General features: G+C 69.7%; 10 protein-coding genes. 1 reads left to right on the top strand and 9 read right to left on the bottom strand.

Going from position 1 to position 10473, the window contains the following annotated elements:
- Positions 1–18 precede the first annotated feature (18 nt).
- The 3 genes from KGQ19_RS44620 to KGQ19_RS44610 all read right to left on the bottom strand — a co-directional run bounded on the left by KGQ19_RS44620 (position 19) and on the right by KGQ19_RS44610 (position 2233).
- Positions 19–948 (bottom strand): S66 peptidase family protein, encoded by a 930-nt coding sequence (locus tag KGQ19_RS44620; RefSeq protein ID WP_212021013.1) that lies wholly within the window; start codon positions 946–948, stop codon positions 19–21.
- Between the two features lie 150 nt (positions 949–1098).
- Positions 1099–1479 carry a VOC family protein gene (locus KGQ19_RS44615; RefSeq protein WP_212021011.1) on the bottom strand — a complete coding sequence of 127 codons (381 nt, stop codon included), beginning with the start codon at positions 1477–1479 and terminating at the stop codon, positions 1099–1101.
- A gap of 160 nt (positions 1480–1639) precedes the next feature.
- Entirely contained in the window at positions 1640–2233 is a 594-nt protein-coding gene (locus KGQ19_RS44610) for a TetR/AcrR family transcriptional regulator (RefSeq protein WP_212021009.1), read from the bottom strand.
- Positions 2234–2386: 153 nt separating this feature from the next.
- Here KGQ19_RS44610 and KGQ19_RS44605 point away from each other — a divergent pair, with 153 nt between their 5' ends.
- Positions 2387–3121 carry an SDR family NAD(P)-dependent oxidoreductase gene (locus KGQ19_RS44605; protein WP_212021008.1) on the top strand — a complete coding sequence of 245 codons (735 nt, stop codon included), beginning with the start codon at positions 2387–2389 and terminating at the stop codon, positions 3119–3121.
- 53 nt (positions 3122–3174) lie between these two features.
- On the opposite strand, the gene KGQ19_RS44600 is transcribed toward KGQ19_RS44605, so the two are convergent.
- From KGQ19_RS44600 to KGQ19_RS44575, 6 genes are all read right to left on the bottom strand, one after another.
- Positions 3175–4329 (bottom strand): anhydro-N-acetylmuramic acid kinase, encoded by a 1155-nt coding sequence (locus KGQ19_RS44600; protein ID WP_212021007.1) that lies wholly within the window; start codon positions 4327–4329, stop codon positions 3175–3177.
- Complete coding sequence (locus KGQ19_RS44595) at positions 4326–5432, bottom strand: ABC transporter ATP-binding protein (RefSeq protein ID WP_212021006.1); 1107 nt, start codon at positions 5430–5432, stop codon at positions 4326–4328. Before KGQ19_RS44595 ends, KGQ19_RS44600 begins: the two co-directional genes overlap by 4 nt.
- Positions 5429–6445, bottom strand: coding sequence for an ABC transporter ATP-binding protein (locus tag KGQ19_RS44590; protein ID WP_212021005.1), 1017 nt, complete (start codon positions 6443–6445; stop codon positions 5429–5431). The genes KGQ19_RS44595 and KGQ19_RS44590 overlap by 4 nt, the downstream gene beginning before the upstream one ends.
- Positions 6442–7338: an ABC transporter permease gene (locus tag KGQ19_RS44585; RefSeq protein ID WP_212021004.1), complete on the bottom strand. Its 897-nt coding sequence runs from the start codon at positions 7336–7338 to the stop codon at positions 6442–6444. The genes KGQ19_RS44590 and KGQ19_RS44585 overlap by 4 nt, the downstream gene beginning before the upstream one ends.
- Before the next feature lies 1 nt (position 7339).
- Positions 7340–8332, bottom strand: coding sequence for an ABC transporter permease (locus KGQ19_RS44580; RefSeq protein WP_212021003.1), 993 nt, complete (start codon positions 8330–8332; stop codon positions 7340–7342).
- Between the two features lie 80 nt (positions 8333–8412).
- Positions 8413–10263: an ABC transporter substrate-binding protein gene (locus KGQ19_RS44575; protein WP_212021002.1), complete on the bottom strand. Its 1851-nt coding sequence runs from the start codon at positions 10261–10263 to the stop codon at positions 8413–8415.
- Positions 10264–10473: the final 210 nt, after the last annotated feature.

Raw genomic sequence — 10473 nt, 5'->3', positions numbered from 1 at the left:
CCGAAAACCCCAGAGCCCCTACTCCCCCACCATCAGCGGCGGATCCAAGAACGTCAGCGTCGCCGCCGCCGTGTCCAGCCGTGCCCGCACGCCCAGCGGCAGTGACTGCATGAACACCCCGTGCCCGATGTCCGCGCCGAGCAGGACCGGCACGCCGAGGTCGCCGAGGCGGTCGGCGAGTAGTTCCTCGATGTCGGCCAGCGGACCGCATTCGTCCCAGGTGCCGCACAGGATGCCGCAGACGCCGTCGAGGTAGCCGGCGCGGCGCAGGTGGGTCAGGACGCGGTCCAGGCGGTACGGCTGCTCGCCGATGTCCTCCAGGAACAGGATGCCGTCGCGCGCCGGGACCGAGAACGGGGTGCCCAGTGAGGTGGAGATCAGGCTCGCGGTGCCGCCGACTGTCACGCCCTCCGCGACGCCGGGGACCAGCGCTCGGGTGTCCTGGAACAGCAGCTCGGTGCACTTGTGCGGGGTCAGTAGCAGGCGGGCCAGTCCTTCGAAGGAGGGGACGCCGGAGCGGAACATCACGCTGGACACCAGCGGGCCGTACACCGACATCCAGCCGAACCGGGTCCGTACCGCCTCGATCAGGGCCGTGACATCGGAGAAGCCGACCACTACCCGCGGTTCCGGCGTTCCCAGCGCGTCCCAGTCCAGCAGCTCCAGCGCGCGCTGCACCCCGTAACCGCCGCGCGCGCAGAACACGGCCGTGTAGCCCGGCTCCCCCAGCGCCCGCGCCAGGTCGTCGGCCCGCACCTTGTCATCGGCGGCCAGATACGGATACGGCCCCACCGACCGCGCCGACGGGAAGACCTCCGGCACCAGCCCCACGCTCCGCAGTGCGGCCAGACCGAGGTCGAGCTCCTGCCGCACGGGCGGGCCGCTGAGCGCGACGACGGCGACGCGGTCGCCGGCCTTCAGGGCCCGGGGTGCGAGGAGGGATTGCATGATCCGACTCTCTCACGGCGGGGTGGGGACGATCGAGGACCGGTGGGAACGGTCGAGGGTCGGCAGAGACGGTCGAGGATCGGTGGGAACGGTCGAGGGTCGCCGGGGACGCGGGCCTTCTCCTTTACCGAACGGTCAACTACCGAACGGTCAACCGAGGTCCATCGGGGCCTGGGTGGTCAGACAGAACGGGTGGCCGGCCGGGTCGATCAGCACCCGCCACTCGTCCGGCAAGGGCTGGTACGCCGCCCGGGTCGCCCCGAGCGAGAGCGCCAGGCTCTCGGCTCCTTCGAGGTCGGCGACGGCTATGTCCAGGTGCATCTGCTTGGGCGTGGGCCCGCTCGGCCAGTCCGGCGGCACGTGGCCCCGCACGCGCTGGGCGGTCAACAGGAATCCCGCACCCTTGAGCGCGACGACGTCATCGCTGTCCAGAAAGACCTCCAGCCCCAGCAGACGCTGGTAGAAACTCGCGAGCCCACGCGGGTCGTCCGTATCGAGCGAAACCCCGGCGAGGCGGGCGATCGGCGTCATGGCCGCAGACCATATCGCCCGGCTCTGACACGCGAAGGAACGCGCGGGCTGAGCAGCGCAGGTCCAGGTCCAGGTCCAGGTCCATGCCGGCACAGTAGATCAGCATGCTGACAATAAACGTCCTGCCACTAAACAGGCTCTCAGACGCGCGCCCTCATCACTAGGCCGACGCGGGGATGGCATTGTCGATGAGGACGGCGGCAATGGCGGCGGCGGTGGAGAAGGCATCGGCGTTGAGGACCCGGGTGCGGGCCGAGGCGCCGTCGAGGAGCAGCGCCAGTTGCTCGCCGAGTTGTTCGGGATCGGTGGCGCCGGCTTCGCGGGCGGTTTCGGTGAGCCGCGCGGCGACGGCCGCCTTGTAGTCATGGGCCTGCTGGCGTGCGGGGTGTTCGGGGTCGTGGATCTCGACGGAGGCCGCGATGTAGGGGCACAGGGGCGTGAGGTGCTCCGGCCCGGTCTTGGGCACGTCGAAGGCGGCGAGGAGCCGTTCGCGGGGCGTGAGGTCGGTGCGGTCGAACACGCCGGGCATGACGTCGGGATCGAACCGGCGCAGGTATTCGGTGACGAGTTCGTCCTTGCCCGCGAAGTGCTGGTAGGCCGTGCGCTTCGACACCTGGGCCACCGCGCAGAGCTGGTCCATGCCGGTGTGGTTGATGCCTTGGTCGCGGAACAGCTGTTGTGAGGCGCCGAGGATGCGCTCGCGCGCGCCCCGGCCGCGCCGCAGGCCTTGGGGGCCCTTCTCCAACTCCGTCATGCCTCCAGCTTAGCCCCGTCGGTACCGATCGGTGTACATAGCTTGCGCCGCGAGGCGTCGCTCGCTAGGTTTTAAGTACACAGACCGGTGTGCATAGCGGTCTGGAGCATCCACGAGTGCATCTGGAACACCCACCATTTCAAGGGAGCGATCATGGGCAAGCTCGATGGCAAGGTAGCGGTGATCACGGGCGGAACCACCGGCCTGGCGCTGGCCGGGGCCAAGCTGTTCGTCGCCGAAGGAGCGCACGTCTTCATCACCGGCCGGCGGCAGGAAGCGCTGGACGAGGCCGTGAAGCTGATCGGCGAGAACGTGACCGGCGTGCGGGGCGACTCGGCCGACCTGGCCGATCTGGACCAGCTGTTCGCCACGGTCGCGCAGGAGAAGGGCGCGGTCGACGTGCTGTGGACGAGCGCCGGGAACGGCGAGGAGCGCATGCTCGGCGAGATCACGGAAGAGCACTTCGATGCCACGTTCGGGCTGAATGCGCGCGGCACGCTGTTCGCGGTGCAGAAGGCGCTGCCGCTGTTCAACGACGGCGGCTCGATCTTCATGACCGGGTCGAGCGCCTCGCTCAAGGGCTATCCCGGGTGGAGCGTGTACGCGGCCAGCAAGGCCGTGCAGCAGGCCTACGCCCGCGTCTGGCTGAACGAGTTGAAGGACCGGCGGATCCGAGTCAATGTGCTCAGTCCCGGCCAGGTCGCCACGGCCAAGCAGGAGGAGCTGTTCGATGAGGAAACGAAGCGGCAGTTCGAATCCCTGATCCCGCGGGGAAAGATGGGCAGCCCCGAGGAGATCGCGACCGTCGCGCTGTTCCTCGCCTCGGACGACTCCACCTATGTGAACGGGATGGAGCTGGTCGTAGACGGCGGCACCACGGCGATCTGAGCGGGGACCACCCGACGACTACCCGACGGCTACCCGACGACCCCACCGGACGGCTACCCTTCGAACCGCACCGACTTCGGTGCCTTCTCCACCGCCTCCGGCAGTACCAGCACCCCGCGAGCCGGCGGGCTGATCCGCCCCAGTACCCGCTCCCCCGAGGCTCCGGTGCAGGCCGCGACCGTTCCCGGCAGCCCGTGCGCCGTGAACCAGCCGATCAGCGCGAAGGCGATCGCCTCCTTCGCGTCCGAGGGGACCTTGTAGGCGTCCGAGCGCAGCACCTCGACGCCGGGCAGGCGCTTGGCGATGCGCTTCATCAGCTCCGGGTTCTCGGCGCCGCCGCCGGAGACCGCCAGGGTGGCGATGCCGTGCGAGCGGACGGCGTCGACCACGGTCATCGCGGTGAGGGTGGCCAGGGTCGACATCAGGTCCTCGGGGGTGAGGTCCGGGAAGGCCTCGATGTGGGCGGCCAGGTACGCGTCGTGGAACAGCTCCTTGCCGGTGGTCTTCGGCGGGCGCCGGGCGTAGTAGGGCTCTGCCATCAGCGCCGCGAGCAGGCCGGGGTGGACCAGGCCGGCGGCGGCGAGGCGGCCGTCGCGGTCGTAGGGCTTGCCGGTCAGTTGGCGGCAGGCGGCGTCCAGCAGGGCGTTGGCCGGGCCGATGTCGAACGCCGCCGGCGGGTCGGCGACGACCGTCAGGTTGGCGATGCCGCCCAGGTTCAGGGCACCGACCGGGCCGGGCAGGCCGCGCAGCAGCAACAGGTCCAGCAGCGAGACCAGGGGCGCGCCCTGGCCGCCGGCCGCCACGTCGGCGGTGCGGACGTCGGAGACCACCGGGACGCCGACCCGTTCGGCGATCCAGGCCGGCTGGCCCAGTTGCAGCGTGCCGAGCACCGCGCCGTCCTCGGTCCAGTGGTACAGGGTCTGGCCGTGCGAGCAGACCAGGTCCACCGGGCCGGCGGCGTGCACGGCCTGCCACGCCGCCGCCGCGAACGCCTGGCCGATCCCGGTGTCCAGGCGGCAGACCGCACCGAGGTCGGTCGGGTTCGGCGGCAGCGCGGCGATGATCTGCGCGCGCAGCTCGTCCGGATACGGGACGTGGTCGGCGTGTTCGAGCACGCCGACCAGCGCGTCGCCGTCCAGCCGGAAGTCCACCAGCGCGACGTCGATCGCGTCGTGGGAGGTGCCGGAGCTCAGACCCAGGACTCTCACGCGCTCGCGGCTCCGACCTCGACGCCGACCACGCGGCGGGATTCCGGATAGAAGCACGCGTGTACGTGTCCGGATTCTTCCGTGGCGTCAGCTCCAGTCACGTCAGCTCCAGTCACGTCAGCTCCAGTCACGTTGGCTTCAGCCGCGTCGGTTCCAACGGCATCGGCCCCGAACGGCACCAGGACCGGATGCGTCTCAGCACACTGCGCACCGGCGAACGGGCACCGCGGCTGGAACAAGCACCCCGGCGTAGGCGTCCGCTCGTCCAACGCTGCGGTCGGCGCCGTCCGGTCCGGCCCCGGCTCCTCCAGTCCGCGCATGACCGGCACCGCCGACAGCAGGCACTGGGTGTAGGGGTGCACCGGCGACAGGATCACCTCGTCGGTGAGCCCGCGCTCGACCACCTCGCCCCGGTAGATCACGTGCAGCTCGCCGCCGTCGCCGACATAACGCGCGGTGGCCACGTCGTGCGTGATGAACACCAGCGAGATCCCCAGCCGGGCCCGCAGGTCGCGCAGCAGGCTCAGGATGCCCAGCCGCATCGAGACGTCGATCATCGAGACCGCCTCGTCGGCGATCAGCACCGTCGGGTCGACGGTCAGCGCCCGGGCGATGACCACGCGCTGCCGCTGCCCGCCGGAGAGCTGGTGCGGGTACTTCGGCAGCACCGCGGCCGGCTCCAGGCCGACCAGCGTCAGCAGTTCGGCGGCGCGCTCGCGCCAGGCGCTGACCGGTGCGCCGGTTTCCTTGGCGCGCATCCGCAACGGATCGCCGAGCGTCGCCTCGACCGTGCGGGTCGGGTTCAGCGCCGAATACGGGTCCTGATGGATCATCTGGATCCGGCGGAAGTACTTCTCCCGCTGCCGGGGCCGCAGCTTGGACAGCTCCACGCCGTCCACGACCAGCTCGCCGCCGTCGAAGGTCTCCAGCCCGGTGAGGATCTTGCCGAGCGTGGTCTTGCCGCAGCCGGACTCGCCGATGAACGACACCGCGCCGCCGTCGGGCAGGGTGAAGTCGACGCCGCGCAGCGCGTGCACGGTGCGGTCGCCGGTGAACGAGCCGTGGGTCTGGTAGGTGCGGGTGATACCGCGTGCCTGGATCATGCCGGCTCCCCAACGGCCGCGGGCGTCCCGGTGGTCCCGGTCAGCACGGTGGACGGTTCGACGTGACAGGCCCGGCGCCGCTCGCTGTCGAAGCTGTGGAGCTCCGGCTCGGTCTGGGCGCAGACCTCGACCGCGAACGGGCAGCGGTCCCGGAAGACGCAGCCGGCCCGGGCCACGGTGGTCAGGTCCGGCGGCCGGCCGGGCAGCGCGCGGGCGCCGTCCACGTCGCCGGTGATCCGGGCCGTGGCCCCTATCAGGGCCTTGGTGTAGGGGTGGGTGGGGCGGCGCAGCACCTCCAGCAGCGGGCCGTCCTCGACGATCCGGCCGCCGTACATCACCGCCAGCCGGTCGGCGATCTCGGAGATGGCGCCGATGTCGTGGGTGATGATCAGGGTACTGAGCTGGTTCTCGTCGTGCACCTTGCGCACGATGTCCAGCACCGAGGCCTGGGAGAGCATGTCCAGCGCGGTGGTCGGCTCGTCCAGGATCAGCACCTTGGCGTTCAGCACCAGCGCGAACACGATGCCGACCCGCTGGCGCATGCCGCCGGACAGCTCGTGTTGGTAGGAATCCAACACCCGGTCGCCGTCCAGGCCCATCCGGTTCGCCAGGTCCTTGGCCCGGGCGATCAGCGCCCGCAGGTCGCCGACCTCGTGCGAGCGCCCCAGGTCCAGCAGCTGCCGGCCGATGGTCTTCAGCGGGTTCAACGAGTTCTGCGACGCCTGGAACACGTAGCCGATGGCCCCGCCGCGCGCCTTGCGCAGCTGCTTGCCGCCCAGCCGCGTGAGGTCGCCGACCCCGGCCACCTCGATGGTGCCGCCGGCGATCCGGCCCGGCGCCGGCACCGCGTTCAGCAGCGACAGCGCCAGCGTGGACTTGCCGGAGCCGGACTCGCCGACCAGACCGGTGATCTGCCCGGCCCGCAGGTCCAGGGAGGCCCCGGCCACGGCCGGCAGCCAGCCGACCGACGTCTGGTACTCGACCGTGAGATCGCGTACTTCTACCTCGCTCACACGCGCTCCCTCAGCCGCGGGTTGAACAGTTCGTCGATGGCGTCCAGGAAGAGCACGATGCCCAGCGTCAGCACCAGGATGCAGACCAGCGGCGCCAGCAGATAGATCAGCGCGGACGGGGTCTCCATCGCCCCGCCGGAGAAGACCGCCTGGTTCAGCATCACGCCCCAGTTGGTGCTGGAGAAGGGCACCAGGCCGAGGAAGAACAGGCCGACCTCGGCGCCGATGAACGCGATCATCGACAGCATCAGCTGCATGGCCGCGTACGGGGCGACGTTCGGCAGCATCTCCTTGAGCAGGATGTGCCGCCGGGACAGACCCAGCCCGCGCGCCGCCTCCAGGAACCCGCGCTCGCGCAGCGACAGCGCCTGCGAACGCACGGCCCGGGCGACGCCGCCCCAGCCGGTGACCCCCAGCACCAGACCCATCTTCCAGGGGCTGCCGAAGTTCCACACCGTGGACAGGATGATCAGCAGCGGCAGGCCCGGGATGGTCAGGACGAAGTCGGTCAGCCGCATCAGGGCACTGTCGGTCAGGCCGCGCTGATATCCGGCGACCAGGCCGATCGTGACCCCGAACAGGCTGGTGAACAACGCCGACAGGGCGGCGGTGGCCAGCACGTAGCGCCCGCCGGTCACCACCTCCTGGAGCACGTCGGAGCCGGCGAAGTCGGTACCCAGCCAGTGCTTGGCGCTGGGAGCCGCGTACAGCGAGTTCGGGTCGACGGCCAGCCGGCCGTAGAACCAGGGCCCGCAGATCGCCAGCAGGATGAAGAACACGATGATGGCCAGCCCGATGATGCGGCCGGGCTTGCGGGTCACGGCCTTGCGGAAGGCCGTCAGCGCCGGGCGGCGGCTGCGCACCGACGCGGCCAGGGTGGCGGTGGCGGCCATCTCAGCGCCTCACTCTCGGGTCGATCAGGGTGTAGCACAGGTCGGCCAGGATGTTCGCGATGATGATCGACACCGTGATCAGCAGGAACGCCCCGGCCATCACCGGATAGTCGCGGGTGCCGATGCTCTTCAGGAGCAGGTCGCCCAACCCCGGGTAGTCGAAGGTGTCCTCGATGAAGAAGGACCCCGCGAACATCACGCCGAAGGACAGCGCCAGCACGGTGAACAACGGCAGGATCGCGTTGCGGCCGATGTAGCGGGCCCGGGTGACCGGGGCGATGCCGCGCAGTTCGGAGGCGAGGATGAAGTCGTCGCCGAGCACCGACACCACCGAGGACTTCATCGCCAGCAGCCAGCCGCCGTAGCTGAGCAGCGCGTACGCGCACACCGGCAGCACCGCGTGCTGGACCACCGAGCCGATGTAGGGCAGGTTCCAGCCCGGGTCGTACTGGATGTCGCTGGTGCCGGCGTCGGGCAGCAGGTTCCACTCGGTGTGGAAGACCACCAGGAGCAGCAGGGCCAGGACGAAGGCGGGGACGCCGGCGAACAGCGAGCCGGAGACGGTCAGCAGACCGCCCCAGCGGCTGGAGCGCCGGACCGCGGCCACGACCCCGGCGGTCACCCCGATCAGGAAGCTGACCAGCAGCCCGGACAGCACCGGGATCACGGTCCACGGCAGCGCGGCCCAGATCAGGTGGCTGACCGGGACGCCGGAGTAGCTGATCGACTGCCCCAGGTCGCCGTGCAGCAGCTTGCCGAGATACCCGCCGTACTGCGAGAGCATCGAGTCGTGGGAGGTGTAGCCGTAGATCGCCTTCACCTTCGCGGCCGCCTGCTCGGCGTTCATCCCGGACTGGATGTATTGCTCGTACTGCACATCGCCGGGCTTGCCGGGCAGCGCGTGCACGAGGAAGAACGTGAACGTCACCACGACCCAGACCATCACCAGTCCGGCCGCCAGCTTGCCGGCCAGTCGCCGGGCGAACGCCGTCATCTTCCTCCCCTCCCTCTTCCTGTCATCGTCCTGGCCCTGTTCTTTGTCCTGGCCCCGTCTGTGTGAGAAACCCGGGGCCCTTACTTGCCCTGCACGTAGCCCTGCATCATCCACACCCCGGGCGGGTTAGCCAGCAGGTCGTCCTGCCCGGTCTTGGGGTAGTTGGTGAACCGCTTGTCCAGGTCGAACATGACGTGGGTGTAGTTCCAGATCTGGATCATCGGCAGCTCCTGGTTGGTGGCCGCGGCCAGCTGAGCGATGATCGGCTGCTGGGCGGACACCGGGGTCGTCGAAAGCTGCGCGGCGAGCTGGCCGGGGTCGATGGTCTGGCCGTTGACGGTGTAGGTGGCCGGGGTGTGCTCCCAATTGGTGGCCGCGTTGTCGTCGTGGGCGGCCTGGCCGTTGGTGACGCTGTAACCGTCGGCGGAGCCGTAGATGCGGGCGTAGGCCATGTCGGTCTGCGGGCCCAGCGCGACCAGCCACCAGCCGACCGCGTACTTACCGGCGGCCATCTCCTTCTGGTAGGTGGCGAAGTCGGCGGTGATCGCGGCGGTGGTCTGGATGCCGAAGGCGGTCAGCTCGTTGGCGACGATCGTGGAGGCCGCGATCCAGTCGGAGAAGCCGTTCACGGTCTGCAGCGTGATCTTCCACTGCTGGCCGTTCGGCAGGTGCCACTGGCCGGAGGAGTCCTTGGTGAACCCGGCGCCCTGCAACAGCGACGCGGCCTTGGCCGGGTCCGGGCTGTAGGGGTTCAGCGCGGCCTTCTGGTCGGCGGACAGGATCGAGTCGGACTGCGAGCCGACCAGGCCTGTGGTGGTCGGCGCCGCGATGCCGCCGACCGGCTCGCCGACCTTGGTGACCGCGTCGCGGTCGATGACGTAGGCCAGGGCCTGGCGGACCGGCGTCAGGTTGTACGGCGCCTGCTTCTCGTTGAACGCGATCGAGGCGCTGACGTAACTGGGGGCGTCGATGCGGGTGTAACCGGCCTTGAGGACCTGGTTCAAGATGTTGGTGGGCATCGAGGTGTACGGCGCGTAGTCCAGCTCGCCGCCGTTCATGTAGCCCCAGATCTGCTGGTTGCCGGAGTAGCTGCGCAGGATGACCTGCTTCGGCGAGATCTTGTTCGCGGCGTAGAAGTACTGGTTGCGGTCCAGCAGCGCCTCGCCCGGGTTGACCCGGGTCTCCACGAACGGGCCCGCCGAGACGTCCTTGGCCGGGCTGAAGGCGGCGATGGTCTTGCCCTCGGCCGCCAGCTTGTCGCCCGCGGCGCTGGCCGCGGCCGGGTCGGTGCCCTGGACGGCGGCGATCTGGGACCAGATGTCGGCCGGCAGCTGACCGCTGTAGACCTTGTCGCTGACGATGGTCGCGGTGAGCACCAGGCGCTGGAAGTACAGGTTCTTCACGCCGGGCTGCTGATCGATCTCGATCTTGCCGCCGCCGAGGTCCTTGACGTCGGACACCTCGAAGTTGCTGCCGGCCACGACGGTGCCGCCGGCGCTGGCCACCGGACCCGCGGTGCCCTGGGTGTAGGCGATGGCCAGCGAGGTCTTGATGTCGGCGGCGGTGACCGGGGTGCCGTCGGACCACTTGGCGTTCGGCTGGAGCTGGATGGTCAGGCCGGAGTCGGAGGAGGTCCAGCTGGCGGCCAGGCCCGGGAGCACCGCGTTGGGGTCCGACGGGTCGTTCTTGGTGAAGGCCAGCTGCATCCAGTTGTAGCCCTTGAACATGTTCGGCGTGGCGTTGAACGGGTTCATCGGCGCGCCGGCGGTGATCTTGTTGTTGGCGTCGATGCTGGTGAAGACGCCGCCGGTACCGCCGCCGCCACCGTTGGTTTTCTTCGCCGAGGAAGAGGAACTGGAGCACGCCGACAGCGCGGTGGCCGCGACCGCCGCGACGGCTATCGCCGCGACCAGTGGTTTGGGTCGGGACATGGTCCTGACATCTCCGTTCGGGTCGGTGGGACGGGGTGTGGGCCTGGCTTTTCCAAGTGCGCGGACACGGCGGTGCCGGGTCGGTGAGTGGAACCGTAGGGCGCGGTGCCAACCTTCGTCAATGAGTTGCGCGAATCGCGTTCATTCCGTAACTTGCCAACGGCACGACCCGCGAAGAGCCACTTCCCCACCCCCGGCTGACCCCCGAGA

The organism is Catenulispora pinistramenti, from assembly GCF_018274385.1.
In the GTDB taxonomy this organism is placed as follows: domain Bacteria; phylum Actinomycetota; class Actinomycetes; order Streptomycetales; family Catenulisporaceae; genus Catenulispora; species Catenulispora pinistramenti.
This window is presented reverse-complemented; position numbering and strand designations above follow the sequence as displayed.

Excerpts from the sequence above, each read along its gene's own strand:
- KGQ19_RS44620 (WP_212021013.1), bottom strand. The coding sequence starts at position 948 with ATGCAATCCCTCCTCGCACCCCGGGCCCTGAAGGCCGGCGACCGCGTC.
- KGQ19_RS44615 (WP_212021011.1), bottom strand. The coding sequence starts at position 1,479 with ATGACGCCGATCGCCCGCCTCGCCGGGGTTTCGCTCGATACGGACGAC.
- KGQ19_RS44610 (WP_212021009.1), bottom strand. The coding sequence starts at position 2,233 with ATGACGGAGTTGGAGAAGGGCCCCCAAGGCCTGCGGCGCGGCCGGGGC.
- KGQ19_RS44605 (WP_212021008.1), top strand. The coding sequence starts at position 2,387 with ATGGGCAAGCTCGATGGCAAGGTAGCGGTGATCACGGGCGGAACCACC.
- KGQ19_RS44595 (WP_212021006.1), bottom strand. The coding sequence starts at position 5,432 with ATGATCCAGGCACGCGGTATCACCCGCACCTACCAGACCCACGGCTCG.
- KGQ19_RS44585 (WP_212021004.1), bottom strand. The coding sequence starts at position 7,338 with ATGGCCGCCACCGCCACCCTGGCCGCGTCGGTGCGCAGCCGCCGCCCG.
- KGQ19_RS44580 (WP_212021003.1), bottom strand. The coding sequence starts at position 8,332 with ATGACGGCGTTCGCCCGGCGACTGGCCGGCAAGCTGGCGGCCGGACTG.
- KGQ19_RS44575 (WP_212021002.1), bottom strand. The coding sequence starts at position 10,263 with ATGTCCCGACCCAAACCACTGGTCGCGGCGATAGCCGTCGCGGCGGTC.